The following is a 26,650-nucleotide window of genomic DNA, read 5'->3' on the forward strand; positions in this document are numbered from 1 at the left end:
GAATACACCATGAATACATTACGCATAGGCTTGATTTCGGTCTCCGACCGCGCATCTAACGGCATTTATCAGGATTTGGGGCTGCCGGCTCTGGAAGAGTGGCTTAGTCAGGCGCTGGATACGCCATTTGAGCTGGAAAAACGTCTGGTGCCTGACGAGCAGCCGATGATTGAACAGACGATTTGCGAGCTGGTGGACGAAATGTTCTGCCATCTGGTGCTGACCACCGGCGGCACCGGCCCGGCGCGGCGCGATGTGACGCCGGATGCCACGTTGGCCGTCGCCGACCGGGAGATGCCCGGCTTCGGTGAGCAGATGCGACAAATCAGCCTGAACTTTGTGCCAACGGCAATTTTATCGCGTCAGGTTGGGGTGATTCGCAAGCAGTCTCTGATTCTCAACCTGCCAGGCCAGCCGAAAGCGATCAAAGAGACGCTGGAAGGCCTGAAGGATGAGCAGGGCAACACCCGTGTTCACGGCATTTTCGCCAGCGTGCCGTATTGCATTCAACTGCTGGACGGGCCGTATATTGAGACGCACGCCAGTGTGGTAGCAGCTTTTCGCCCGAAAAGCGCCAGACGTGACACAAACGACTGAAAAACGAATTTTTCAGGCATAAAATCCAGCACGGCTGGGTGTGGCGAGAGATTGACGGTATAGTCAGATTAGCTTTACATCTTTCGCTATACCCTTTCTACTCTGCCTCTGGAAATGCAAGAAAAATCATGGATCAACACATTGCACGCCGCTTAAACCGGCAGGATTATAAAACCCTCTCTCTGGCGGCACTGGGCGGTGCGCTGGAATTCTACGACTTTATTATCTTCGTGTTTTTTGCGGCGGTAATTGGCGAACTTTTCTTCCCGGCTGATATTCCCGAATGGCTGCGTCAGCTGCAAACCTTTGGCATCTTCGCGGCCGGTTATCTGGTGCGCCCGCTTGGCGGTATTGTGATGGCGCACTTCGGTGACAAAATCGGCCGTAAAAAGATGTTTAGTTTGAGTATTCTGCTGATGGCGCTGCCGACGCTGGCGATCGGCATGCTGCCCACTTACCAGAGCATTGGGATGGCCGCACCGATACTGTTGCTGTTGATGCGCATGTTACAGGGCGCAGCGATTGGCGGTGAAGTGCCTGGAGCCTGGGTGTTTGTCGCTGAGCATGTGCCGGAAAAACGTATTGGTTTTGCCTGCGGCACGCTGACGGCCGGATTAACCTTTGGCATTCTGCTGGGGTCGCTGGTCGCCACGCTGATTAATACCAGCATGTCGCCACAGGCGATTGCCGAAACCGGCTGGCGAATCCCGTTCTTTCTCGGTGGTATTTTTGGCCTGCTGGCAATGTACCTGCGCCGCTGGTTACAGGAAACGCCGGTATTTCGCGAGATGCAGGCGCGGAAAAAACTTTCCGAGGCGCTGCCGCTGAAAACCGTGCTGGCAGATCATAAGCGTGCTGTCGCGGTGTCGATGCTGCTGACCTGGCTGCTGTCCGCCTGCATTGTGGTGGTGATTTTGATGGCGCCGACGCTGCTGCAAAAGCAGCACGGCATTGCCGCTGCCATCGCATTACAGGCTAATAGTCTGGCTACGGTGATGCTGATTGTTGGCTGTATTGTTGCCGGATTGCTGGTCGATCGCTTTGGCGCGGCGAAAATCCTTGCGGCGGGCAGTCTGCTGCTGGCGATATGCAGCTGGAGCTTTTTCCATAGCGTGGCAACGGCGCCAGAGTATCTGTTTATTGCCTATGCGATTACCGGTTTCAGCGTCGGCGTGGTCGGTGTGGTGCCTTTTGTTATGGTGCGGGCTTTCCCGGCGGCAGTGCGTTTCACCGGCATCTCTTTTTCCTACAACCTCTCTTACGCCATTTTTGGTGGTCTGACGCCCATCTTCGTCACCCTGATGATGAAGCTGACGCCGATGGCTCCGGCGTGGTACGTGCTGGCGCTGGCGCTAATCGGCCTGCTGCTGGGGCTATGGCTGGCCGGCGAGCGCCGTCAGCCATTGGCACCCGGTGAGGTCAGCGCGCGTTAATCTTCGCGGATCATCACCCTTACAGGCTCGCTCAGGCGGGCCTGTGCTGTTTTAACAAAAGAGAATTTTTTTTAGTTTTAACCCTTGATGCTGTGCGAAGCGGCCCCATCTAGTTGTCATCCAGAATTGTTGAACCAGAAAAAAAGCCTGCGCCGGCGCTTGAAACAGAGTAAATCGCCCGCATAACTGGTTCACAAGCAGATTAATGATGAATTGACGAATTTAAGTGGGAGACGTTTAGATGGGTAAGATTATTGGTATTGACCTGGGTACAACCAACTCTTGTATCGCAATTATGGATGGCACCAAAGCACGCGTGCTGGAAAATGCGGAAGGCGATCGCACCACGCCTTCAATCATTGCTTATACGCAAGATGGCGAGATTCTGGTAGGTCAGCCGGCTAAACGTCAGGCTGTGACTAACCCGCAGAACACTCTGTTCGCGATTAAGCGCCTGATTGGCCGTCGCTTCCAGGACGAAGAAGTACAGCGTGACCTGAAAATCATGCCATACAAAATCACCGCAGCAGACAACGGTGATGCATGGCTTGACGTGAAAGGCCAGAAAATGGCACCACCGCAGGTTTCTGCTGAAGTGCTGAAAAAAATGAAGAAAACGGCTGAAGATTATCTGGGTGAGCCAGTCACTGAAGCGGTTATCACTGTTCCAGCCTACTTTAACGATGCGCAGCGTCAGGCGACCAAAGATGCCGGCCGTATCGCGGGTCTGGACGTAAAACGTATTATCAACGAACCAACCGCAGCGGCTCTGGCCTACGGTCTGGATAAAGAAGTTGGCAACCGCACTATCGCGGTATACGACCTCGGCGGCGGTACTTTCGATATCTCCATCATCGAAATTGATGATGTTGACGGCGAAAAAACCTTTGAAGTACTGGCGACCAACGGTGATACCCACCTCGGTGGTGAAGACTTCGACAGCCGCATGATCAACTATTTAGTGGCTGAGTTTAAGAAAGATCAGGGCATCGATCTGCACAACGATCCACTGGCAATGCAGCGTCTGAAAGAAGCCGCAGAGAAAGCTAAAATTGAGCTGTCTTCTGCACAGCAGACTGACGTGAACCTGCCGTACATCACTGCGGATGCTACTGGTCCTAAGCACCTGAACATCAAAGTGACTCGTGCGAAACTGGAATCACTGGTTGAAGACCTGGTAGCACGTTCTATTGAGCCGCTGAAAGTGGCACTGCAGGATGCGGGTCTGTCTGTTTCTGATATCAACGACGTTATCCTCGTCGGTGGTCAGACTCGTATGCCAATGGTGCAGGCGAAAGTTGCTGAATTCTTCGGTAAAGAACCACGTAAAGACGTGAACCCGGATGAAGCGGTAGCGGTAGGTGCTGCAGTTCAGGGTGGCGTACTGGCGGGCGACGTTAAAGACGTACTGCTGCTGGACGTGACTCCACTGTCACTGGGTATCGAAACCATGGGTGGCGTGATGACTGCGCTGATCAGCAAGAACACCACCATCCCAACCAAGCACAGCCAGGTGTTCTCTACTGCTGAAGATAACCAGTCTGCGGTAACCATTCACGTGGTGCAGGGTGAACGTAAACGTGCGGCGGATAACAAGTCACTGGGCCAGTTCAACCTTGACGGTATCCAGGGCGCACCACGCGGTATGCCACAGATTGAAGTGACTTTCGACATCGATGCGGACGGTATCCTGCACGTATCAGCGAAAGACAAAAACAGCGGTCGTGAGCAGAAGATCACCATCAAGGCCTCTTCTGGTCTGAACGATGATGAAATCGAAAAAATGGTTCGTGACGCGGAAGCAAATGCCGAGTCTGACCGTAAATTCGAAGAGCTGGTTCAGGTTCGCAACCAGGCCGATCATCTGTCGCACAGCACGCGTAAGCAGCTGGACGAAGCCGGCGATAAACTGCCAGCAGACGACAAAGCACCGATTGAAGCGGCACTTAACGATCTGAACACCGCGCTGAAAGGCGAAGACAAAGCTGAAATCGAAGCCAAAATGCAGGCTCTGATGGAAGTTTCCAGCAAGCTGATGGAATTTGCCCAGCAGCAACAGGCTGGCGCGGCTGATGCTGGCGACGCTTCTGCGAAGAAAGACGACGACGTTGTCGACGCTGAATTCGAAGAAGTAAAAGACGACAAAAAATAATCGCCCTGAGCGGCAAGGATAGCGGTTTCGCTGTCCTTGACGAGAGTATGCAAGGCTCCCGGCCAGGAGCCATTGCAGGGTAGAGGTAACCCGCACGGGCGTAGGAGTTCTCTCCACGCCCGTGCACGCATGTTAAGGGCAGGACAACTAACAATGGCGAAAAGAGACTATTACGAGGTTTTAGGCGTTCCGAAATCGGCGGAAGAGCGTGAAATCAAAAAGGCCTACAAACGCCTGGCGATGAAATTCCACCCTGACCGCAACCAGGGCGATAAAGAAGCCGAGACTAAATTTAAAGAAGTGAAGGAAGCCTACGAAATTCTGACCGACGATCAGAAGCGTGCGGCCTACGACCAGTACGGTCATGCAGCCTTTGAACAAGGTGGTATGGGCGGTGGCGGTTACGGCGGCGGTGGCTTCGGTGGCGGCGGCGGTGCTGACTTCAGTGATATCTTTGGCGACGTATTCGGCGATATCTTTGGCGGAGGCCGTCGTCAGCGTGCCGCTCGCGGCGCTGATTTACGCTACAACATGGAGCTGTCGCTGGAAGAAGCGGTACGCGGCGTGACCAAAGAGATCCGCATTCCCACGTTGGAAGAGTGTGACGTTTGCCACGGCAGCGGGGCGAAATCGGGCACCAAGCCCCAGAGTTGCCCAACCTGTCATGGTGCAGGCCAGGTGCAGATGCGCCAGGGCTTCTTTACCGTGCAGCAGGCGTGTCCGACCTGTCACGGTCGTGGTTCAATAATTAAAGATCCTTGCAACGCCTGTCACGGCCACGGTCGCGTCGAGAAGTCGAAAACCCTGTCGGTTAAAATCCCGGCTGGCGTCGATACCGGTGACCGCATCCGCCTGACCGGTGAAGGTGAAGCTGGCGAGCAGGGAGCACCAGCGGGCGATCTGTATGTTCAGGTTCAGGTGAAAAAACACCCAATCTTCGAACGTGAAGATAACAACCTGTACTGCGAAGTGCCGATTAATTTTGTGATGGCAGCACTGGGTGGTGAAATTGAAGTGCCGACGCTGGATGGCCGCGTGAATCTGAAAGTGCCGGCCGAAACCCAAACCGGCAAACTGTTCCGCATGCGCGGCAAAGGTGTCAAATCAGTGCGTGGTGGCAGTCAGGGTGATCTGCTGTGCCGTGTAGTGGTAGAAACGCCGGTCAGCCTGAGTGAAAAACAGAAATCGCTGTTGCGCGAGCTGGAAGAGAGTTTCGGTGGCCCCTCCGGCGAGAAAAACAGCCCACGCTCCAAGAGCTTCTTTGACGGTGTGAAAAAGTTTTTTGACGATTTGACCCGTTAATGCGGATTGCTCCCTGCAACGGCAGGGAGCAGTTTTTCTGGATCCTGAGTAACTGTTTAAAACTAAAGCCGCTGATGCGGTTTTTTTTTGTTCCTGAGTCTTTTTTATCCACTTTCCCCTCTCCCTCCCTTAACTGCTTAATTTTGCTTGATAAGCCTATGCTTCGTTTTTTCCGAGCTGAATGTGCTGAATAAACTGTTATTTTCGATGCTTCAAACGGCGTATGCTTCTGCCCCAGTACTGAAACAGGCAACAAACAGGGATTGAAAATATGTTTCTTCAGATAAAACGTTTGCTTAAGAATGAAGCGACCAGCGGCGTGGTGCTGATACTGGCCGCGGCGCTGGCAATGGTGCTGGCCAATACGGCAGCGACGCAACAAGGTTATCTCTCACTGCTGGCTACGCCGGTAGAGTTTCGCTTTGGCGCCCTTGATATCAGCAAAAATCTGTTGCTGTGGATCAATGATGCGCTGATGGCGCTGTTCTTCCTGATGATTGGCCTCGAAGTGAAGCGCGAGCTGATGGTCGGCGCACTGGCCAGCCGTGAGCAGGCGATATTTCCGCTGATCGCGGCCGTTGGCGGTATGGTTGTGCCGGGTTTGCTGTTTTTGCTGTTTAACGGCAGTGACGAGGTGACACGCAGCGGTTGGGCAATTCCTACTGCTACTGATATCGCCTTTGCACTGGGTATCCTGGCGCTGCTGGGTAGCCGGGTGCCGCCAGCGCTGAAAATTTTCCTGATGGCACTGGCAATTATCGACGACCTCGGGGCCATTATCATTATTGCGCTGTTCTACACCAACGAGCTGTCAATGACGGCGCTGGCGGTTGCAGCGGCGGCGATTGTGGTGCTGGCGCTGCTCAACGCGACTAATGTACGCAGTACCGCAGTGTATTTGCTGGTGGGTATGGTGCTGTGGACGGCGGTACTGAAGTCTGGGGTGCATGCCACTCTGGCGGGCGTGATTGTCGGCTTCTTTATTCCACTGGCGAAGAAAGACGGGCATTCTCCGGCCGAACAACTCGAGCATGGCTTGCATCCGTGGGTAAGCTGGCTGATTCTGCCGCTGTTCGCCTTTGCCAATGCCGGTGTGGTGCTGGACGGTATTTCTGCCGGCGATATGTTCTCGCTGCTGCCGCTGGGAATTATGGTTGGCCTGCTTATTGGTAAACCGCTGGGCATTACCCTGTTTTGCTGGCTGGCGGTCAGGCTGGGGCTGGCGAAGTTACCTCAGGGCACTACCATGTCGAATATTGTCGCGGTCGGTGTGTTGTGCGGCATTGGTTTTACCATGTCGATCTTTATCGCCTCACTGGCCTTTGGCGACATCGACCCGGCGCTGATTACCCTCGCTAAGCTGGGCATCCTGATTGGTTCGATAGCCTCCGCAGTTATCGGCTATCTGCTGCTGCGTATCAAGCTGAAATAACCACAACGGCAAACCTGTAATTGCAGGTTTGCCGTGTTTTTTTCGGCTGGTAATACGCTAAGCTGGAGCTTATCCGGCTGCAGTAAAGGAATATCCCCGTGCGCATGTCTCATATCAATTACAACCATCTCTATTACTTCTGGCAGGTGTGCAAGGAAGGGTCGATAGTCGGGGCCGCCGAAGCACTGTTTCTGACGCCACAAACCATTACCGGGCAAATTAAAGCGCTGGAAGATCGCCTGCAGGGCAAACTGTTTAAGCGTCAGGGGCGTGGACTGGTGCCGTCAGAATTGGGGCAGCTGGTTTTTCGCTATGCCGACCGCATGTTTACCCTGAGCCAGGAGATGCTGGATATCGTTAACTACCGCAAGGAGTCGAACCTGCTGTTTGACGTTGGCGTCGCGGATGCGCTGTCCAAACGTCTGGTCAGCCAGGTGCTGGAAACTGCAGTGCGTGATGATGAGAAGATTCATCTGCGCTGCTATGAGTCGACGCATGAAATGCTGCTGGAGCAGCTCAGCCAGCACAAGCTGGATATGATTCTGTCCGACTGCTCCATCGATTCCACCCAGCAGGAAGGGCTGTTCTCGGTGAAGCTTGGCGAGTGCGGCATCAGTTTCTGGTGTACCCGCCCGCTGCCGGATAAGAGCTTTCCGGCCTGCCTTGAGCAGCGGCGCTTACTGATTCCTGGCCGCCGTTCAATGCTTGGGCGCAAGCTGCTTAACTGGTTTCATTCCCAGGGATTGCAGGTCGAGATTCTTGGCGAGTTTGATGATGCGGCGTTGATGAAGGCGTTTGGCGCATCGAATAATGCGATTTTTGTTGCGCCGTCACTGTACGGTCAGGATATCTATAATGATGATGAAATTGTCGAGATTGGACGGATTGATAATGTGATGGAGGAGTATCACGTGATCTTCGCCGAACGGATGATTCAGCATCCTGCAGTGCAGCGTATCTGCAATAAAGATTTTACCGCGTTGTTTCCACAGTAAAGATAAGAAAGGCCGCCTTTCTTTATCGTCGCCCGTAGCGAAAACCTTCATTCTCCCTGGCTTGAGGAGCCTGTTATGGCTCCTTTGGGCGACGCCCGTCATTTCACGCTAAGCGAACGGTATCAGCCGGAATCGCTTTTTCCGATAATTTATTAAGAAATTTCTGCTATTCGAAAAGAGTAACTATTTATATTGGATTAAGATTTTTCTCTATAATTATAAGATAGTGGATATTTATATATCAAGGATCGTAAAGTAGTGAATTGAATAAGTAAATAACGTATTGGGCTTTCTGTTTTGCTTATTGGTTATTAATATCCATTAAGATTGTTGCCATGGTAAGTGTGGCCTAACCTTATGTTTTTTAATTAATATTAATTTATAAGGTCCTGAGAAAAATTAATGTAATTGTGGTTTTTCATTGTAATTACTTAACGGAATTTATGCTGTTTTTACACGGTCTGAATTTTGACGATTAATAAAATGATACGTAAAGTCACTTTTGGAATTAATTTAAAAAATACCATCTAATTTACCAGGGCTTTTATTATGAATATAAATTTGAAGAAAACTTTGCTGGCGGCAGCGATTTCCTGTTGTCTGCCCGCCGCGCAGGCAAATATGTCTGCTATCGATGCTGATGTCAGTGCCGGGGTACCGCTTACTGCGGCAAATCCCGGCTATATTGATGAAAAAATCAATGTTAACCTGGCAGAAAAGCTTGGCGTGGACGGCAATGCCACAGTGACGATAACCAAAGCGGGCGCCAGCGAACTGCTGATTCATTTCAGTGACGTAAGCTTACAGCCGGGGGCTTATTTACGCGTCTCCTCGCCGGACGGGCAGCAGACAGAAATTATTAACCATAAAGCACTGTATGACGGCAGTGGTACCAACTTTGACAGCAGCATTCGCGGCAACACCGCGCTGGTGCAGCTGGTTTATCCCGATCGCTTCAACCGTCACGCGAATAACGACCGGGCGATTGTTTCTCATTTCAGCTACCCTGCGGCGAGTGATGACGAGATAGGTTCAAAAAATATCATCGGAAATAATCAGGCAGTCGATTCCCGCTGCTACGAGCAATCTAAACCCGTATTGTATAACACGAGCCAGGCATCAATGAGATTTGCTGGCGCTACAGGATGGAATCTTGCCGGCGGTCCTTACGCGATCACTAATCACCATGTTATTGATCACGCGCCAAATTCATCGTTTTTACTGCAATATAACTATCAGAACAACGGGTGCAACTCGAATTCCGTCTCACATGTAGTAAGCATGCGTACTGAACGTCAGTTGCAGGCTGGAAACAACAACGTAAACAATGATTATGCGCTTTATGCTGTCAATGCCAATGATTATCAGGAAGCGGGGATTAGGCAAATATTTGGTAATCTGTGGCTTAACTCGGCAAGCTCTCTGCCTGCCGGTACTCCGGTATATGTTGCTCATCAACTCTGGGGCGGAGTTCAGAAAATAAATGATCGCCATGACGATGGTGGCCCCTGCACTCTGATCGGCAGTACCGGTGGTCACTATGTACGCTACAACTGTGATACTTCTGCTGGTTCCTCAGGAGCGCCGGTTATCGTGCAGGCTGACAATACTATTGCGGGATTGCATGTTGGTGGGACGTCCACTGAGAACGTTGGTATAAGCGCTCCGCGACTTTATGATTTAATTAAAGCGACAGTCCCGGGGCCGAACACGACTTATCCGCTAACTGTGGGTCAAGGAAAGGTTTCGGTTACTAATCTTACTGTCAATCCTTATATTCCTGCGCAACCTGCTCATCTGACGAGCTGGGGAGATGTCAAAGTATCCTCGCACTATGAAGGGCGCATGCAGCATTTTGGCAGCTATTCGATATTTGTAGCGAAACTGAGAGCAACAGGTGGGGCCGTTGAACAGATCAATGTACGTATGCAGGTGCGCACGCCTTGTGGCCTGACGGATTTAAATGCCGCACAGCCGTGCTCTACTGCAGCGGGTGACCGTTTCCTTGAGCTGAGTGTATTAGCTGAAGATAACGCGACGTTAACCTCACCAGCCTATAGCGGATTTATGGCGTTGCGAGTCACAAACTTGCAAAATGAGTTGATAAGAAACCTGGTTGTTCCATTTAGCTACGCGCATTACGACCCATTTGTATCGCCGTTTACGCCTGGAACGTCGGTAAGATCGTTTAATATGACCACGCAGCACCTTGAGACACCGCGTATGTCTCATAGCAACAATTTCGGCTTTATTGCCGTTAATCAGGGGCAGGGGCCATTGGCCACCACGAGTGTGGCTGGCGGCGGTTCAACACGCGTTCAGGTGCCGCTGAAAAATGCGCGCGGTGAAGTAAAGCTGGTAAACCTGGATGTACTGCGTAAAACCAGCTGTGCAGGAGCGCCAGGCAGTGGCCCGATGGAGTCGATTGTTGGTTGTGGTTCCACTGCGCAAACCGCAAACCTTGATCTGCGATTCTGGTATGGGAGCAACCCGGGTCTGCCTTCTGGTCGCTATACCGGCATTCTGCCACTGAAGCAGAAACGCGACGGGTTTGAACAGGCGATTATGATAAATATTGATTTCACCATCTAAGAAAGACGGAAGGCGATAATGGTGGTGGCCGGTCACTTGACCAAAAGCCCTGACTTCTGATGAATCGATGTGGTCGTGCCCTGGGCATGACCACATTTTTTTTGTGGTATTCGTTCTGCTGGCAACCATTCACCTGAAATTCAGACGTAAAAAAACCGGCGGTTAGGCCGGTCTCTTTCAAAGCCGATTAACAACTTAGCATTAAGCCAGTTTGTTGATCTCTGCAGTCAGGTTTGACTTATGACGTGCAGCTTTGTTTTTGTGGATCAGGCCTTTGCTTGCCTGACGGTCCACAATTGGTTGCATTTCGTTAAATGCTTTCTGTGCAGCTTCTTTATCGCCAGCAGCGATAGCCGCGTATACTTTCTTGATAAAAGTACGCATCATAGAACGATTGCTAGCGTTGTGCTTACGACGCTTTTCAGACGTTACGGCGCGTTTCTTAGCTGATTTGATATTAGCCAAGGTCCAACTCCCAAATATTTTCTATTGAGGACAATTCAAAGGCCGAGGAATATGCCTTTTTAGCCTTCGTTTGTCAATGGATTTGTGCAAATAAGCGCCGTTAATCTGACGACACTTGATTACGTTGTGATGGCGCAGGATTCTACCAGCATCGTCATGACGAATACAGCCTTTCCCGATAAAATTGTCTGTTATCTGACTAAGTCGCTGCCATCTCACTGAAAACAGCATCAGAAACCGCTAAACGGGACAATCGCGGGTTAACCTTAATCGCTGTACAAGGTATAATCCGCCGATTTCCACAAATTTGAGTCAGCCATGAAGTTTATCCGCGGCATACATAATCTCAGAGAGCAGCATCGCGGCTGCGTGCTGACCATTGGCAACTTTGATGGCGTGCATCGCGGTCATCAGGCTCTGCTGGCACGACTGTGCGAAGAAGGGCGTCAGCGCGGCTTACCGGTGATGGTGATGCTGTTTGAGCCTCAGCCGCTGGAGCTGTTCGCGGCTGACAAAGCGCCTGCGCGCCTGACGCGCCTGCGCGAAAAACTGCGTTACCTGGCTGAAGCCGGGGTGGATGCGGTACTCTGTGTCCGCTTTGACCGTCGCTTTGCCGCACTGACCGCGCAAAGTTTTGTTGCCGATTTGCTGGTTAACAAGCTTGGCGTGCAGTTTCTCGCCGTTGGCGATGATTTCCGCTTTGGCGCTGGTCGCCAGGGGGATTTCCTGTTATTACAGAAAGCGGGCGTCGAATATGACTTTGACGTCATCAGTACCCAGACCTTCTGCGACAGCGGGAAGCGTATCAGCAGTACTGCGGTACGCCAGGCGCTGGCGGAAGACAACCTGGCGCTGGCTCAATCGCTGTTGGGGCATCCCTTCAGCATTTCTGGCCGTGTGGTACATGGCGATGCGCTGGGCCGCACCATTGGTTTTCCCACCGCAAACATTCCTTTGCGCCGCTCAGTTTCACCGGTGAAAGGGGTGTACGCGGTTGAAGTATATGGCCTTGCTGAGCAACCGCTGCCCGGTGTTGCCAATATAGGTACCCGCCCGACCGTTGCCGGGTTACGTCAACAGCTGGAAGTTCATCTGCTGGACGTTGCAATGAACCTGTACGGACGCCATATAGATGTGGTGCTCTGTCAAAAAATCCGTAACGAGCAGCGATTCGCCTCGCTCGATGCGCTAAAAGAGCAAATTGCTAAAGATGTGGTGACTGCCCGAAACTTTTTTGGGCTACAAACACCGGTTTAAGAACTGAAACTGAACCGACAAACGGAACCGAGAATCTGATGAGTGACTATAAATCTACCCTGAATTTGCCGGAAACGGGGTTCCCGATGCGTGGCGATCTGGCCAAACGCGAACCGGGAATGCTGCAACGTTGGTATGATGACAATCTGTACGGCATCATCCGCGAAGCCAAAAAAGGGAAAAAAACCTTTATTCTGCACGATGGCCCTCCTTACGCGAACGGCAGTATTCATATTGGTCACTCAGTAAACAAGATTCTGAAAGACATTATCGTTAAGTCGAAAGGCATGGCGGGTTTTGATTCGCCTTATGTGCCGGGCTGGGACTGTCATGGTCTGCCAATCGAACATAAAGTTGAGCAGATGATCGGTAAGCCGGGTGAGAAGGTGAGTGCGGCTGAGTTCCGTGCGGCCTGCCGTAAGTATGCTGCTGAACAGGTTGAAGGTCAGAAGAAAGACTTTATCCGCCTCGGCGTGCTGGGCGACTGGGATCGTCCTTATCTGACGATGAACTTCCAGACCGAAGCCAACATCATCCGTGCGCTGGGTAAAATCATCGGTAATGGCCACCTGCATAAAGGTGCCAAGCCGGTGCACTGGTGTCTGGATTGCCGTTCTGCGCTGGCAGAAGCGGAAGTCGAGTATTATGACAAAACCTCTCCTTCTATCGATGTGATGTTCAATGCCGTCGATACTGAAGCGGTAAAAGCGAAATTTGGCGTAGCCAGCGTGACTGGCCCGATTGCATTGGTGATCTGGACCACCACTCCGTGGACCATGCCGGCTAACCGTGCTATCTCTCTGCATCCTGAATTTGAGTACCAGCTGGTGCAGATCGACGGTAAAGCGCTGATCCTCGCCAAAGACCTGGTTGAGAGCGTGATGAAGCGTGCTGGCGTCAGCGAGTGGACCGTACTGGGCACGACCACCGGTGCCGAGCTGGAACTGATGCGTTTCCAGCATCCTTTCCTCGGTTTTGATGTGCCGGTTGTGCTGGGCGAGCACGTCACCCTCGATGCCGGTACCGGTGCGGTGCATACCGCGCCAGGCCACGGTCCGGATGACTATGTCATCGGCCAGAAATATGGTCTGGAGACCGCTAACCCGGTTGGCCCGGACGGCTGCTTTATCACCGGCACTTATCCGACGCTGGATGGCGTGCAGGTCTTTAAAGCTAACGATATCATCGTTGAGCTGTTGCGTGAGAAAGGCGCGTTGCTGCATCTGGAAAAACTGTTCCACAGCTATCCGCACTGCTGGCGTCATAAAACGCCGATCATCTTCCGTGCTACCCCGCAGTGGTTTATCAGCATGGATCAGAAGGGTCTGCGTGCGCAGTCGCTGAAAGAGATCAAAGGCGTGCAGTGGATCCCGGACTGGGGCCAGGCGCGTATCGAATCCATGGTTGCTAACCGTCCCGACTGGTGTATCTCACGTCAGCGTACCTGGGGTGTGCCGATGGCGCTGTTCGTCCATAAAGAGACTGAACAGCTGCATCCGCGTTCGCTGGAGCTGATGGAAGAAGTCGCTAAGCGCGTAGAAGTTGATGGTATTCAGGCCTGGTGGGATCTGGACGCAAAAGATCTGATGGGTGAAGAAGCCAACGACTACGTGAAAGTGCCGGATACGCTGGACGTGTGGTTTGACTCTGGTTCGACCCACTCTTCAGTGGTTGATGTGCGTCCTGAGTTTGGCGGCCACAGCGCGGATATGTATCTGGAAGGTTCCGACCAGCATCGCGGCTGGTTTATGTCTTCATTAATGATTTCGACCGCGATGAAAGGCAAGGCGCCTTATCGACAGGTGCTGACTCACGGTTTCACCGTTGATGGTCAGGGCCGCAAGATGTCGAAATCAATTGGTAACACCGTCAGCCCGCAGGACGTGATGAATAAGCTGGGTGGCGACATCCTGCGTCTGTGGGTGGCTTCAACCGATTACACCGGTGAAATGGCGGTGTCTGACGAAATCCTGAAGCGCTCTGCTGACTCTTACCGTCGTATCCGTAACACCGCACGTTTCCTGTTGGCTAACCTGAACGGCTTCAACCCGGAAACCGATATGGTGAAACCGGAAGAGATGGTCGTGCTGGATCGCTGGGCGGTAGGCCGTGCGTTAGCTGCACAGGACGATATCATTGCCTCTTACGCGAACTACGACTTCCATGAAGTGGTTCAGCGCCTGATGCAGTTCTGCTCGGTTGAGATGGGCTCGTTCTATCTGGATATCATTAAAGACCGTCAGTACACCGCCAAAGCGGATGGGCTGGCACGTCGTAGCTGCCAGACTGCGCTGTACTTTATCGTTGAGGCGCTGGTGCGCTGGATGGCGCCGATCATGTCGTTTACTGCCGATGAGATCTGGGGCTACCTGCCAGGTAAACGTACTCAGTACGTGTTCACCGAAGAGTGGTTCGACGGGTTATTTGGTCTGGCTGAAGATGAGCCAATGAACGATGCTTACTGGGCTGAGCTGCTGAAAGTGCGTGGTGAAGTTAACCGCGTGATCGAGCAGGCGCGTGCTGATAAGCGTCTGGGCGGATCGCTGGAAGCCACCGTAACACTGTATGCCGATGCGGCGCTGGCTGAGAAACTGAACAGCCTTGGCGAAGAGCTGCGCTTTGTGCTGCTGACCTCGGGGGCACAGGTTGCTGATTATGCGCTGGCTGGCGAAGAAGCACAGCAGAGTGACGTGTTGAAAGGGCTGAAAATCGCCCTGCACAAAGCGGAAGGCGAGAAGTGCCCACGCTGCTGGCATTACACCACTGACGTCGGTCAGAACGCGGAGCACGCAGAAGTTTGCGGTCGCTGTGTCACTAACATAGCCGGTAACGGCGAAGAGCGTAAATTTGCCTGATGCGTAAACCCCTTTTATCGACCGGATTGCGCTGGCTGTGGCTGGTGCTGGTAGTGATTGTTGTCGACTTTGCCAGCAAGCAATGGATTATGGATAATCTGATGCTGCATCAGTCGGTGCCAGTGATGCCATACTTTAATCTCTTCTACGCACACAACTACGGCGCGGCATTTAGCTTCCTCGCCGATAAAGGTGGCTGGCAACGTTGGTTCTTTGCCGGTATTGCGATTGCGATTGTCGTCGCATTGCTGGTGATGATGTACCGTACCTCTGCCAGCCAGAAGCTTAATAATATTGCCTACGCGCTGATTGTTGGCGGCGCGATTGGCAACCTGTTTGATCGCTCTTATCACGGCTTTGTGGTCGATTTTATCGACTTCTATGTGGGTGACTGGCATTTTGCCACCTTCAATATTGCCGACTGCGCCATCTGTATCGGTGCGGCGTTGATCGTTCTGGAGGGGTTTATTACTCCTGCCGGAAAACAGGCTAAAGAGAAAGGGTAAGGCATGACTGATTCAGTACAGCACGATAGCGCGGTGCTGGTGCACTTTACGTTGAAGCTGGAAGATGGCTCAACGGCGGAGTCGACGCGTGCCAATGGCAAGCCTGCCCTGTTTCGGCTGGGCGATGGCAGCCTGTCAGAAGGACTGGAGCAGGCGTTGCTTGGTCTGAAAACCGGCGATAAGCATCACTTCAGCTTGCCGCCGGAATCGGCCTTCGGCGCGGCCAGCCCGGATATGATTCAGTATTTCTCCCGCCGTGATTTTGTGCAGGCGGGGGAGCCGGAAATCGGTGCTATTATGCTGTTTACCGGGATGGGTGGTAGCGAAATGCCAGGCGTGATCCGTGAAATCTCCGGTGATTCGATCACCGTAGATTTTAACCATCCGCTGGCAGGGCAAACCATTCAGTTTGATATCGAGGTGCTGGAGATCGATCCGCAACTGGAGGGGACCAATGCAAATCCTGTTGGCTAACCCGCGCGGTTTCTGCGCCGGTGTTGATCGCGCAATCAGTATTGTAGAGCGCGCGCTGGAGATGTACGGCGCGCCAATCTACGTGCGACATGAAGTGGTGCATAACCGTTACGTGGTCAATAGTCTGCGCGAGCGTGGGGCGATCTTTATTGAAGAGATTGCTGAAGTTCCGGATGGCTCGATTCTGATCTTCTCTGCCCACGGTGTCTCTCAGGCGGTTAGGGCTGAAGCGCGCGCACGCGATCTGACCATGCTGTTTGATGCTACCTGCCCGCTGGTCACCAAAGTGCATATGGAAGTGGCGCGAGCCAGTCGTAAAGGCACCGAAGCGATTCTGATCGGTCACGCTGGCCACCCGGAAGTGGAAGGTACTATGGGGCAGTACAGCAACCCGCAAGGGGGCATGTACCTGGTGGAGTCACCGGCCGATGTCAGTAAGCTGCAGGTGAAGAACGAAAATAACCTGTGCTTTATGACCCAGACCACGCTGTCGGTTGATGATACCTCGGATGTGATCGATGCCTTGCGCCAGCGCTTTCCAAAAATCATCGGCCCGCGCAAAGATGATATCTGTTATGCCACCACTAACCGTCAGGAAGCGGTGCGCAGCTTAGCGCAGGATGCCGATGTGGTGCTGGTAGTTGGCTCGAAAAACTCCTCCAACTCCAATCGACTGGCTGAGCTGGCGCAGCGTGCTGGTAAGTTGGCACGCCTGATTGACTCTGCGGAAGATATTCAGGAAAGCTGGCTGAGCAATATCAAATGTGTTGGGGTGACTGCTGGTGCTTCAGCGCCCGATATTCTGGTACAGGAAGTGATTCAACGCCTGCGCCAGCTGGGCGGCGAACCGGCTATCGAGCTGAGTGGCCGCGAAGAGAATATCGTGTTTGAAGTGCCGAAAGAGCTACGTGTTGAGGTTAAACAAGTAGACTGATTTCATCTCTCTGCATGTAGGGGCGGCGCTATCGCCGTCCGTACCACCGGTTTGCACCCTGCATACCTTCAGGACCGGAGCCGAAAACGGCTCCGCTACATTTACCGCAATCCCTGAACCTTGTCCTTTATCCTGCCTTTCACACCTCCCCTGATGATTTGTTTTACTGATAATCCCTTCCCGCTGGCGTAAAATTCTAATTATGCTGTGATTATTGTGGCGCATTTGTAGTCACCTCGTTAACCTCATTAGTCTTAGTGCCTGCCTGTTTGCAGGTACAGGTCGTTGTCAGGAATTAATTATTATGAGTCATTCAGAAATCCGTATTGCCATCGTCGGTGCCGCCGGGCGCATGGGGCGTCAGCTGATTCAGGCTACTCAGCAAGCCGAAGGCGTGCGCTTGGGAGCTGCACTTCAGCGCAGTGGATCCTCTTTGGTCGGTAGCGATGCGGGTGAGTTAGCCGGAATTGGCGCTATCGGCGTTAAGGTGAGCGACAACCTTGATGCGGTGGTTAATGATTTCGATATTCTGATCGATTTCACTCGCCCGGAAGGCACGCTGGAATATCTGGCTTTCTGCCGTCAGCATCAGAAAGCGATGGTGATTGGCACCACCGGTTTCGACGATGCGGGTAAAGCGGCGATCAAAACAGCTGCCGAAGATATCGCTATTGTGTTCGCCGCCAATTTCAGCGTCGGCGTTAATCTGGTTCTGAAGCTGTTGGAAAAAGCCGCCAAAGTGATGGGTGATTACGCCGATATTGAAATTGTTGAAGCGCATCATCGTCATAAAGTGGATGCGCCATCGGGTACTGCGCTGGCGATGGGCGAAGCGATTGCCGATGCAATGGACTGGGATTTAAAAGAACACGCGGTGTACGCGCGTGAAGGTTACACCGGCGAGCGTGAAGCGAAAACCATCGGTTTTGCTACCGTCAGAGCTGGCGATATCGTCGGTGAGCACACTGCGATGTTTGCAGATGTCGGTGAGCGTGTAGAGATTACTCATAAGGCTTCAAGCCGTATGACCTTCGCAAATGGTGCGGTTCGTGCGGCTCAGTGGTTAAGTTTGCAGAAAAATGGTCTTTATGACATGCGTGACGTGCTTGGTTTAGAGAATCTGTAAGTGTTGCGACCATCGTGATGTGGTTATTTTAATCATAACCTTATGATTATATGGGCAATAATTTTATTGCCCTTTTTATTTTTCAAAAACAGGTGTTAGGTTAATCAAATCCTTTGTTGTTCTTATAATAGTAACTTATCTGTGATTTTTAGCCCTGCTGCAAGCTAATTTTGACCATTTGGTCTACTTTTTACTGATAATTACCCCAAAATTAAAATCATTTCACCAGGCAATCGGTTTTATCACGGGGTTGTCTGCTGTTTTCAGTGCAAATCTTCTGTTTTTCCTGTCAGCAGGCTAAAAAAGTATGAAAAAGTGGCCTTCAGGGTAGACAATCGACAGGGCGATCATTAGAATGCGCGCAATTTGCCAAAAATCGACATCTCAGGCGGTTTTTACATTGATTCAGGCTATGATTATGAATTAATATGCAGATATTGTGACTGTTTATTCCCTGGAGGACGTTTTGATTAAGTCAGCGCTATTGGTTCTGGAAGACGGAACCCAATTCCACGGTCGGGCCATTGGGGCAGTAGGATCGGCAGTGGGTGAAGTCGTTTTCAACACTTCAATGACCGGTTATCAAGAAATCCTCACAGATCCTTCCTATTCTCGCCAGATCGTCACCCTTACTTATCCCCATATCGGCAATGTCGGCACCAATGCTGCTGACGAAGAATCCTCTCAGGTACATGCACAAGGCCTCGTTATTCGCGACCTGCCGCTTATCGCCAGCAACTATCGCAATGAAGAAGGGCTGTCTGAATACCTGAAGCGCAACAATATTGTTGCTATCGCCGATATCGATACCCGTAAGCTGACCCGTCTGCTGCGCGAGAAAGGTGCACAGAATGGCTGCATTATTGCCGGTGACGCGCCGGATGCTGAACTGGCACTGCAAAAAGCGAAAGCCTTCCCTGGCCTGAAGGGCATGGACCTGGCAAAAGAAGTGACCACCCAGGAGTCTTACAGCTGGCTGCAAGGCAGCTGGACGTTACAGGACGAACTGCCGGCACAGAGCAACGCCAGCGAGCTGCCGTTCCACGTGGTGGCCTATGACTACGGTGCCAAACGCAACATTCTGCGGATGCTGGTTGACCGCGGCTGTCGCCTGACGGTAGTTCCGGCGCAGACGCCGGCTGATGAAGTACTGAAGCTCAATCCTGACGGCATTTTCCTGTCGAACGGACCGGGTGACCCGGAGCCTTGTGACTACGCCATCTCCGCGATTCAGTCTTTCCTTGAAACCGATATCCCGCTTTTTGGCATCTGCCTTGGCCACCAGTTGCTGGCACTGGCCAGCGGCGCGAAGACCGTCAAAATGAAACTTGGCCACCACGGCGGCAACCATCCGGTGAAAGATCTGGATAACGACTGCGTGATGATCACTGCCCAGAACCACGGTTTTGCCGTAGATGACAGCAATTTACCGGCCAATTTGCGGGTAACTCATACATCGCTGTTTGATCATACGGTGCAGGGTATTCACCGCACCGATAAAGCGGCGTTCAGCTTCCAGGGGCACCCTGAAGCCAGCCCGGGCCCCCATGATGCCGCGCCGCTGTTCGATCACTTTATCGAGCTGATTAAAGCTTACCGTTCAACCGCAAAATAATCAGGAGCGAGAAAATGCCAAAACGTAACGACATAAAAAGTATCCTGATTCTTGGCGCTGGCCCGATCGTCATCGGCCAGGCTTGTGAATTCGACTACTCTGGTGCGCAAGCCTGTAAAGCGCTGCGCGAAGAGGGTTACCGGGTGATTCTGGTTAACTCTAACCCGGCAACCATTATGACCGACCCGGAAATGGCCGATGCTACTTATATCGAGCCGATTCACTGGGAAGTGGTGCGTAAAATCATTGAAAAAGAGCGCCCGGACGCGGTACTGCCAACCATGGGTGGCCAGACGGCGCTGAACTGTGCGCTGGAACTGGAGCGCCAGGGTGTGTTGGCCGAGTTTGGCGTAACGATGATCGGTGCGACTGCCGATGCCATTGATAAAGCGGAAGACCGCCAGCGCTTTGATAAAGCGATGAAGAAAATCGGTCTGGAAACTGCCCGCTCCGGTATTGCGCACAATATGGAAGAAGCGCTGGCGGTGGCGGAAGATGTTGGCTTCCCGTGCATTATTCGTCCTTCTTTCACCATGGGCGGCACCGGCGGCGGTATTGCCTATAATCGTGAAGAGTTCGAAGAGATTTGTGAGCGCGGTCTCGACCTGTCGCCAACCAATGAGCTGCTGATTGATGAGTCGCTGATTGGCTGGAAAGAGTATGAGATGGAAGTGGTGCGTGATAAAAACGACAACTGCATCATCGTCTGCTCAATCGAAAACTTCGACGCCATGGGTATCCATACCGGTGACTCGATTACCGTTGCGCCAGCGCAGACGCTGACCGACAAAGAGTATCAAATCATGCGTAACGCCTCGATGGCGGTACTGCGTGAGATTGGCGTTGAAACCGGTGGTTCTAACGTGCAGTTCTCGGTCAACCCGAAGAATGGCCGTCTGATCATTATCGAAATGAACCCGCGTGTTTCCCGCTCTTCTGCTCTGGCATCGAAAGCCACCGGCTTCCCGATTGCCAAAGTGGCGGCCAAACTGGCGGTAGGCTACACGCTGGATGAGCTGATGAACGATATCACCGGTGGCCTGACCCCGGCTTCGTTCGAGCCGTCAATCGATTATGTTGTGACCAAAATCCCACGCTTTAACTTCGAGAAATTTGCCGGTGCCAATGATCGTCTGACCACCCAGATGAAGTCGGTCGGTGAAGTGATGGCGATTGGTCGTACGCTACAGGAATCGATGCAGAAAGCGTTGCGCGGCCTGGAAGTGGGCGCTAACGGCTTCGACCCGAAAGTCAGCCTTGACGATCCGGAAGCCCTGACCCGCATTCGCCGCGAACTGAAAGATGCGGGCGCTGACCGGATCTGGTACGTGGCCGACGCTTTCCGTGCCGGTATGTCGGTCGACGGCGTATTTAACCTGACCAATATTGACCGTTGGTTCCTGGTACAAATCGAAGAGCTGGTGCGCCTGGAAGAGCAGGTTGCACGCGAAGGCGTAAATGGCCTGACGAAAGATTTCCTGCGTGCTCTGAAACGTAAAGGCTTTGCCGATGCGCGTCTGTCTGACCTTGCTGGCGTGTCCGAATCAGAAGTCCGCAAGCTGCGTGAGCAGTACAATCTGCACCCAGTCTATAAACGCGTGGATACCTGTGCGGCAGAATTTGCCACGGATACTGCTTATATGTACTCGACCTATGAAGACGAGTGCGAAGCGAATCCAAACCATGACCGCGATAAAATCATGGTGCTGGGTGGTGGTCCAAACCGCATCGGCCAGGGCATTGAATTCGATTACTGCTGCGTGCACGCCTCGCTGGCACTGCGCGAAGACGGCTTCGAGACCATTATGGTCAACTGTAACCCGGAAACCGTCTCTACCGACTATGACACCTCTGACCGCCTCTACTTTGAACCGGTAACGCTGGAAGATGTGCTGGAAATCGTCCGCATCGAGAAGCCGAAAGGCGTCATCGTGCAGTACGGCGGTCAGACGCCACTGAAACTGGCGCGTGCGCTGGAAGCCGCCGGTGTACCGGTGATTGGCACCAGCCCGGATGCCATTGACCGTGCAGAAGACCGTGAGCGTTTCCAGCAGGCGGTAGACCGTCTCGGCCTGAAACAGCCCGCTAACGCCACGGTAACCGCACTGGAGCATGCGGTTGAGAAAGCGGTGCAGATCGGTTACCCGCTGGTGGTGCGCCCTTCTTATGTACTGGGTGGCCGGGCGATGGAAATCGTTTACGATGAAATCGACCTGAAACGCTACTTCCAGACGGCCGTTTCTGTATCCAACGATGCGCCGGTGCTGCTGGATCGCTTCCTTGATGATGCGGTTGAAGTTGACGTTGATGCGATTTGCGACGGCGAGCGCGTGCTGATTGGCGGCATCATGGAGCATATCGAGCAGGCAGGCGTGCACTCCGGTGACTCCGCATGTTCACTGCCGGCCTACACGCTGAGTGTTGAAATTCAGAACGTGATGCGCCAGCAGGTTGAAAAACTGGCGTTTGAACTCTGCGTCCGTGGCCTGATGAACGTCCAGTTCGCGGTTAAGGATAATGAAGTTTACCTGATTGAAGTCAACCCACGTGCCGCGCGTACCGTGCCATTTGTGTCGAAAGCCACTGGTGTACCTTTGGCGAAAGTGGCGGCGCGCGTGATGGCCGGAAAATCGCTGACCGAGCAGGGTGTCACTGAAGAGGTGATTCCACCTTACTACTCAGTGAAAGAAGTGGTGCTGCCATTTAACAAGTTCCAGGGCGTTGACCCGATTCTTGGCCCTGAAATGCGCTCTACCGGTGAAGTGATGGGCGTTGGCCGCACCTTCGCGGAAGCCTTTGCCAAAGCGATGCTGGGTGCGCAGTCCAATATGAAGAAATCGGGCCGTGCGCTGCTGTCGGTGCGTGAAGGCGATAAGAAACGCATTGTTGACCTTGCGGCGAAGCTACAGAAGTTTGGTTTCGAGCTGGATGCGACCCACGGTACCGCAGTGGTGCTGGGTGAAGCGGGTATTAATCCACGCCTGGTGAATAAGGTGCATGAAGGCCGCCCACACATTCAGGATCGACTGAAAAATGGTGAGTATGCCTATATCGTTAATACCACCGCCGGTCGTCAGGCGATTGAAGATTCGAAGCTGATTCGCCGCAGCGCGTTGCAGTATAAAGTCCACTATGACACCACGCTGAACGGCGGCTTTGCCACCGCGATGGCGCTGAATGCTGACCCGACTGAGCAAGTGATTTCCGTGCAGGAGATGCACGCGCAGATTAAAGGCTAAGTTGCCTGTAATAAAAAATCCCCGCACGGCGGGGATTTTTTTTATTCTTTTCAACGAGCAGGTTTTCAGGACAGCGCCACTTTAATCCCTAATCCAATCAACACGCCGCCCAGCAGTTTATCAATCAGTTTCTGTGCTTTAGTCAGGCCGCGACGCACCGGTGCGCTCTGTATCAGAAACACCAGCGTTGGCCACCAGACTATCGACAAACTCAGAATGATGCCGGCATACCACATCTTTTCGCCAAAACCTGAATCGATGCTCAGTACCTGAGTAAACACCGAGAGGAAAAACAGCGTGGCTTTCGGGTTAAGCAAATTGCACAGATAACCCTGTAAGAAAGCTTTCTTCAGCGAAGTTTGCTCGCGCTGCACATTGCTCAGATCCATTTTACTGTTACCGCGCGCCAGTAGCGCCTGCACACCGATATAGATCAAATAGCCAGCACCGGCGTATTTCAGCAACATAAACAGCCACGGAGTGGTGGTAATCACTACCGCCAGCCCCGCGACGCAATAGGTCATATGGGTGGCGACGCCAGAAATCACGCCAAGTGAAGTTACCAGTGCAGTACCACGGGTATAGCGTGCGGCATTTTTAATAATCAGGAAAAAATCCGGGCCGGGAGAGAGCATTCCCAAGGTTGCGAGGGTCGCAACAAACAAGCTGGTTTCTAACATGGTAGTAATCTGAGTCAAAATAGAAAGCGCAAGTTTAGCACGTGTTATGCCGAATGGTGGTGCATCCTGTCAGCGCTCCGCTTGTGATTTACATGAGCGAAACGCATTCATTTGATTAGAAAATCAATTAATGTCTTCACTCTTTTGGTTTTGCCCGCATTTCTCGGGTAATAGAGATACACTGGCGGGTAGGTTTTCCAGAAATTCTCCATCACGGGGATAAATTTTTCTTTGTCCGGCTGTAAGCTGTGGATCGGCTCAAATAATCTTCCAATACCCAGGCCGTTGCGTATTCCATCGGCCATAACGTCAATATCGTTGCTGGTTAACTGGCCGGGCATTTCAACCGTCAGTTGTTCCCCGTTGTAGTCCAGGATCAGTGGAAGAATACGATTATTGGTAATAAATCGATAACCAATAAGCTTGTGCTGATAGAGCGCGGCGGGCGTCGTCGGGATACCGAACTCCTCAAGATAAGCCGATGACGCATAAAGCCCTTCACGAAACGGTTTCATCAACTGTCGGGCCACTACGCCGCCCTCCAGGATATCGCCAAAGCGAATCCCCAAATCAAAACGTTCCTTAATGATATCAACAGTGCCGTCGTAGACAGAAATTTCAAGTCGAATGCCGGGGTGTTGTTGGCAAAAGGCTGCCATAACCGGTTTAAGTATCAGCAGATAAGCGAAGCGGGAAAGCGTAATTCTGACCAGGCCTGAGGGTTCATGATTCTGATCACGGATACTTTCCAGCGATTCCTCAAGCGAGTCTATCGCTGCTGATGTCTGCTCAAGCAGCTGTTGCCCGGCGTCCGTCAGTTCAATACGCCGTGTTGTACGAACAAAAAGCGGGTGTCCGATATGCTGCTCAAGTAATTTAAGCGCCTTACTGACGGAGGGGGGAGTAATCTCAAGCTTTCTGGCGGCAGCGGAAATATTGCCCTCGCGAGCAATGCTTTGAAAGATGCGTATCTGGTTATAAATCACATTGTTCATCACGTCATCCTGAAGCAATAGCCTGCTGATTATTAACTACAGGCTAAATATCTTTAAGTTGATAATCACCTAATCTAATCAAATTTGCCAGCTTATACTTCCTTCCAGCTCCTCACTGATAATTAAATTCAGCAGACAACAAGCTTCATTCTGGCCGATCGGATAATGCTTTATCCGACCCTTATTCAGGAAAACATCATGAAAGAATTACCAAAAATAGCGCTGGGAACCTGGTCCTGGGGAGCGGGATTTGCGGGTGGAGATACCGTATTCGGAAACCATCTTTCCGATCGGCAGATGGAAGAAGTGTTCCGCACTGCCATGGATAAAGGGCTTAACCTGTGGGATACCGCCGCCGTCTACGGGATGGGAAGCTCAGAAGCAGCGCTGGGTAAATTAGTTCGTCAGTATCCGCGAGAAGAGATCATCTTATCGACCAAGTTTACTCCGCAAATAGCTGACGAGCAGTCGGCCATGCCGATGAGTAGCATGCTTGAGGCGAGTATTGAGCGCCTGGGCGTTGAGGAGATTGATATCTACTGGATCCATAACCCGTTTGATGTGGAAAAGTGGACGCCGGGACTTATTCCGCTGTTGCAGAGCGGCAAGGTTAAACAGGTTGGCGTATCTAATCACAGCCCGGAGCAAATAAAGCGGGTAAATGAGATTCTGCAATCGGCAGGGTTCACTGTGAATGCCGTTCAGAATCACTATAGCCTGCTCTACCAATCATCGGCAGACGCAGGGATCCTCGATTATTGTCATAAAAACAACATCACTTTCTTTGCTTATATGGTGCTGGAGCAAGGTGCGTTGAGTGGCCATTACAACTCGCAAAATCCTATGCCAGCAGGCAGTGGGCGTGCGGAAACCTATAACAAGGTTTTACCGCAGCTTGAACAATTAACCCAGGCGATGAAAGTGATGGGAGAGGCCAAAAACGCCAGTGTTGCGCAGATTGCCATCGCATGGGCAATTGCGAAAGGCACGCTGCCAATCATTGGTGCGACAAAAGTACACCATGTTCTGGACGCAGCCGGGGCAACGGAAATTCAGCTCGGCGCTGAAGATATGGCAACGCTGGAACGCCTGGCAAGAGATGCTGGGGTGGATACGCGGGGAGCGTGGGAACAACCTATGGCATAGCGTAAAGTTATCGAGAATGCCGCCAGCTAACACCTTTTACGTGGCGGCCTGGCGCAGGGCGAATAAGTCAGTGAAAACAAGTGCAGTGGTGAAGTCAGCGGGGTCGGCCGCGAGAAGTGACACGGTTTAGCGCCCTGATGATAACCGCTGGGGTAAATCAGGTTAATTATTAGCTTTTGGCTAAAAGTGATTGAGCTATTGATACCCTAATAAACAGAACGCGATCGACATATACTGAAGGCCTGTTGACTAACTAACTTTTAATTTATTGAAAATGAACAATATTCTGATTGTTTCCGGTCATCCTAATCTGAGCGAGTCCATTGCTAACGCGACAATTTTACATGAGTTAGCCACGGCACTGCCTGAGGCTGAAGTTCGCCGCCTCGACTGGCTCTATCCGGACCACAAAATTAATGCAGAAGCAGAGCAGAAGAGCTTGCTGCAAGCTGACGTGATCATCTGGCAATTCCCATTCTCCTGGTATTCACTGCCTGGAATAATGAAATTATGGCTGGATGAGGTTTTTGTACATGGGTTCGCGCACGGTTCAACGGCCCGCCTTGGCGGTAAAAAACTTATTCTTTCATTTACCACCGGTGCACCGCAGGCGCTCTATTCATCGGAAGGGTTCTTTGCGCATAACATTGAAGATTACCTCATCCAGTTTGAAACCACTGCCAGACTCTGCAATCTGGATTTGCAAAAACCGGTGTTTACCTGCGGCATTAACTATGCTGACAGAGATGAAAATAAAATAGCACAACAAAAAATAATTGCTAAAGAGCATGCTTCACGACTGATCGCGCTTTTGAAATCTTTATCTCCGGAGCTGAAATTGGCTGTGTAAAAGAG

The 26,650-nt window shown here is 52.1% G+C and carries 20 protein-coding genes; 17 read left to right on the plus strand and 3 right to left on the minus strand.

Annotated features, from left to right (window positions below; translation table 11 throughout):
* Positions 1-9: 9 nt before the first annotated feature.
* From mog to RIN69_RS03595, 7 genes are all read left to right on the plus strand, one after another.
* Positions 10-597 (plus strand): molybdopterin adenylyltransferase, encoded by a 588-nt coding sequence (gene mog, locus RIN69_RS03565; protein ID WP_313855615.1) that lies wholly within the window; start codon positions 10-12, stop codon positions 595-597.
* Positions 598-725: 128 nt separating this feature from the next.
* Positions 726-2,030 (plus strand): MFS transporter, encoded by a 1,305-nt coding sequence (locus tag RIN69_RS03570; RefSeq protein ID WP_313855617.1) that lies wholly within the window; start codon positions 726-728, stop codon positions 2,028-2,030.
* Positions 2,031-2,271: 241 nt separating this feature from the next.
* The gene (gene dnaK, locus RIN69_RS03575) at positions 2,272-4,182 is read left to right on the plus strand and encodes a molecular chaperone DnaK (protein WP_313855619.1); all 1,911 of its coding nucleotides are present in this window, start codon (positions 2,272-2,274) and stop codon (positions 4,180-4,182) included.
* Positions 4,183-4,335: 153 nt separating this feature from the next.
* Positions 4,336-5,484: a molecular chaperone DnaJ gene (gene dnaJ / locus RIN69_RS03580; RefSeq protein ID WP_313855621.1), complete on the plus strand. Its 1,149-nt coding sequence runs from the start codon at positions 4,336-4,338 to the stop codon at positions 5,482-5,484.
* 271 nt (positions 5,485-5,755) lie between these two features.
* A complete protein-coding gene (nhaA, locus tag RIN69_RS03585) occupies positions 5,756-6,916 on the plus strand; it encodes a Na+/H+ antiporter NhaA (RefSeq protein WP_313855622.1) in 1,161 nt (386 codons plus the stop codon).
* A gap of 104 nt (positions 6,917-7,020) precedes the next feature.
* Positions 7,021-7,911 carry a transcriptional activator NhaR gene (gene nhaR / locus RIN69_RS03590; RefSeq protein ID WP_313855624.1) on the plus strand — a complete coding sequence of 297 codons (891 nt, stop codon included), beginning with the start codon at positions 7,021-7,023 and terminating at the stop codon, positions 7,909-7,911.
* 549 nt (positions 7,912-8,460) lie between these two features.
* Positions 8,461-10,503: a trypsin-like serine peptidase gene (locus RIN69_RS03595; RefSeq protein WP_313855625.1), complete on the plus strand. Its 2,043-nt coding sequence runs from the start codon at positions 8,461-8,463 to the stop codon at positions 10,501-10,503.
* A 201-nt stretch (positions 10,504-10,704) separates the two neighbouring features.
* Here RIN69_RS03595 and rpsT read toward each other — a convergent pair whose 3' ends face one another.
* On the minus strand, positions 10,705-10,968 hold the full coding sequence (gene rpsT / locus RIN69_RS03600) for a 30S ribosomal protein S20 (RefSeq protein WP_313855626.1): 264 nt from the start codon (positions 10,966-10,968) through the stop codon (positions 10,705-10,707).
* A gap of 318 nt (positions 10,969-11,286) precedes the next feature.
* Here rpsT and ribF point away from each other — a divergent pair, with 318 nt between their 5' ends.
* From ribF to carB, 8 genes are all read left to right on the plus strand, one after another.
* Complete coding sequence (gene ribF / locus RIN69_RS03605) at positions 11,287-12,225, plus strand: bifunctional riboflavin kinase/FAD synthetase (RefSeq protein ID WP_313855627.1); 939 nt, start codon at positions 11,287-11,289, stop codon at positions 12,223-12,225.
* A 38-nt stretch (positions 12,226-12,263) separates the two neighbouring features.
* Positions 12,264-15,080 carry an isoleucine--tRNA ligase gene (gene ileS, locus RIN69_RS03610; RefSeq protein ID WP_313855629.1) on the plus strand — a complete coding sequence of 939 codons (2,817 nt, stop codon included), beginning with the start codon at positions 12,264-12,266 and terminating at the stop codon, positions 15,078-15,080.
* Complete coding sequence (lspA, locus tag RIN69_RS03615) at positions 15,080-15,586, plus strand: signal peptidase II (RefSeq protein ID WP_313855631.1); 507 nt, start codon at positions 15,080-15,082, stop codon at positions 15,584-15,586. The genes ileS and lspA overlap by 1 nt, the downstream gene beginning before the upstream one ends.
* Positions 15,587-15,589: 3 nt before the next feature.
* The gene (gene fkpB, locus RIN69_RS03620; RefSeq protein WP_313855632.1) at positions 15,590-16,060 is read left to right on the plus strand and encodes an FKBP-type peptidyl-prolyl cis-trans isomerase; all 471 of its coding nucleotides are present in this window, start codon (positions 15,590-15,592) and stop codon (positions 16,058-16,060) included.
* Complete coding sequence (gene ispH / locus RIN69_RS03625; protein WP_313855633.1) at positions 16,041-16,994, plus strand: 4-hydroxy-3-methylbut-2-enyl diphosphate reductase; 954 nt, start codon at positions 16,041-16,043, stop codon at positions 16,992-16,994. Before fkpB ends, ispH begins: the two co-directional genes overlap by 20 nt.
* Positions 16,995-17,298: 304 nt before the next feature.
* Positions 17,299-18,120 (plus strand): 4-hydroxy-tetrahydrodipicolinate reductase, encoded by an 822-nt coding sequence (gene dapB, locus RIN69_RS03630; RefSeq protein WP_313855634.1) that lies wholly within the window; start codon positions 17,299-17,301, stop codon positions 18,118-18,120.
* Between the two features lie 466 nt (positions 18,121-18,586).
* Complete coding sequence (gene carA / locus RIN69_RS03635) at positions 18,587-19,735, plus strand: glutamine-hydrolyzing carbamoyl-phosphate synthase small subunit (RefSeq protein WP_313855635.1); 1,149 nt, start codon at positions 18,587-18,589, stop codon at positions 19,733-19,735.
* 14 nt (positions 19,736-19,749) lie between these two features.
* Positions 19,750-22,974, plus strand: coding sequence for a carbamoyl-phosphate synthase large subunit (gene carB, locus RIN69_RS03640; protein WP_313855636.1), 3,225 nt, complete (start codon positions 19,750-19,752; stop codon positions 22,972-22,974).
* Positions 22,975-23,039: 65 nt separating this feature from the next.
* Here carB and RIN69_RS03645 read toward each other — a convergent pair whose 3' ends face one another.
* The gene (locus RIN69_RS03645) at positions 23,040-23,654 is read right to left on the minus strand and encodes a LysE family translocator (RefSeq protein ID WP_313855638.1); all 615 of its coding nucleotides are present in this window, start codon (positions 23,652-23,654) and stop codon (positions 23,040-23,042) included.
* 107 nt (positions 23,655-23,761) lie between these two features.
* Positions 23,762-24,649, minus strand: coding sequence for a LysR family transcriptional regulator (locus RIN69_RS03650; protein ID WP_313855639.1), 888 nt, complete (start codon positions 24,647-24,649; stop codon positions 23,762-23,764).
* A gap of 198 nt (positions 24,650-24,847) precedes the next feature.
* Between RIN69_RS03650 and RIN69_RS03655 the strand changes: the two genes are divergently transcribed.
* Both RIN69_RS03655 and RIN69_RS03660 read left to right on the plus strand, forming a co-directional pair.
* Positions 24,848-25,795 carry an aldo/keto reductase gene (locus RIN69_RS03655; protein ID WP_313855641.1) on the plus strand — a complete coding sequence of 316 codons (948 nt, stop codon included), beginning with the start codon at positions 24,848-24,850 and terminating at the stop codon, positions 25,793-25,795.
* A gap of 274 nt (positions 25,796-26,069) precedes the next feature.
* Entirely contained in the window at positions 26,070-26,645 is a 576-nt protein-coding gene (locus RIN69_RS03660) for an NAD(P)H-dependent oxidoreductase (RefSeq protein ID WP_313855642.1), read from the plus strand.
* Positions 26,646-26,650: the final 5 nt, after the last annotated feature.

The organism is Winslowiella toletana, assembly GCF_032164335.1.
Classification (GTDB): Bacteria; Pseudomonadota; Gammaproteobacteria; order Enterobacterales; family Enterobacteriaceae; genus Erwinia; species Erwinia toletana_A.

Coding starts and splice junctions, on each gene's coding strand:
- RIN69_RS03655 (WP_313855641.1), top strand. CDS start 24,848: ATGAAAGAATTACCAAAAATAGCGCTGGGAACCTGGTCCTGGGGAGCG.
- RIN69_RS03645 (WP_313855638.1), bottom strand. CDS start 23,654: ATGTTAGAAACCAGCTTGTTTGTTGCGACCCTCGCAACCTTGGGAATG.
- fkpB (WP_313855632.1), top strand. CDS start 15,590: ATGACTGATTCAGTACAGCACGATAGCGCGGTGCTGGTGCACTTTACG.
- nhaR (WP_313855624.1), top strand. CDS start 7,021: ATGTCTCATATCAATTACAACCATCTCTATTACTTCTGGCAGGTGTGC.
- ispH (WP_313855633.1), top strand. CDS start 16,041: ATGCAAATCCTGTTGGCTAACCCGCGCGGTTTCTGCGCCGGTGTTGAT.
- carB (WP_313855636.1), top strand. CDS start 19,750: ATGCCAAAACGTAACGACATAAAAAGTATCCTGATTCTTGGCGCTGGC.
- lspA (WP_313855631.1), top strand. CDS start 15,080: ATGCGTAAACCCCTTTTATCGACCGGATTGCGCTGGCTGTGGCTGGTG.
- dnaK (WP_313855619.1), top strand. CDS start 2,272: ATGGGTAAGATTATTGGTATTGACCTGGGTACAACCAACTCTTGTATC.
- mog (WP_313855615.1), top strand. CDS start 10: ATGAATACATTACGCATAGGCTTGATTTCGGTCTCCGACCGCGCATCT.
- RIN69_RS03660 (WP_313855642.1), top strand. CDS start 26,070: ATGAACAATATTCTGATTGTTTCCGGTCATCCTAATCTGAGCGAGTCC.
- RIN69_RS03650 (WP_313855639.1), bottom strand. CDS start 24,649: ATGAACAATGTGATTTATAACCAGATACGCATCTTTCAAAGCATTGCT.
- dnaJ (WP_313855621.1), top strand. CDS start 4,336: ATGGCGAAAAGAGACTATTACGAGGTTTTAGGCGTTCCGAAATCGGCG.
- ileS (WP_313855629.1), top strand. CDS start 12,264: ATGAGTGACTATAAATCTACCCTGAATTTGCCGGAAACGGGGTTCCCG.
- nhaA (WP_313855622.1), top strand. CDS start 5,756: ATGTTTCTTCAGATAAAACGTTTGCTTAAGAATGAAGCGACCAGCGGC.
- ribF (WP_313855627.1), top strand. CDS start 11,287: ATGAAGTTTATCCGCGGCATACATAATCTCAGAGAGCAGCATCGCGGC.
- dapB (WP_313855634.1), top strand. CDS start 17,299: ATGAGTCATTCAGAAATCCGTATTGCCATCGTCGGTGCCGCCGGGCGC.
- RIN69_RS03570 (WP_313855617.1), top strand. CDS start 726: ATGGATCAACACATTGCACGCCGCTTAAACCGGCAGGATTATAAAACC.
- RIN69_RS03595 (WP_313855625.1), top strand. CDS start 8,461: ATGAATATAAATTTGAAGAAAACTTTGCTGGCGGCAGCGATTTCCTGT.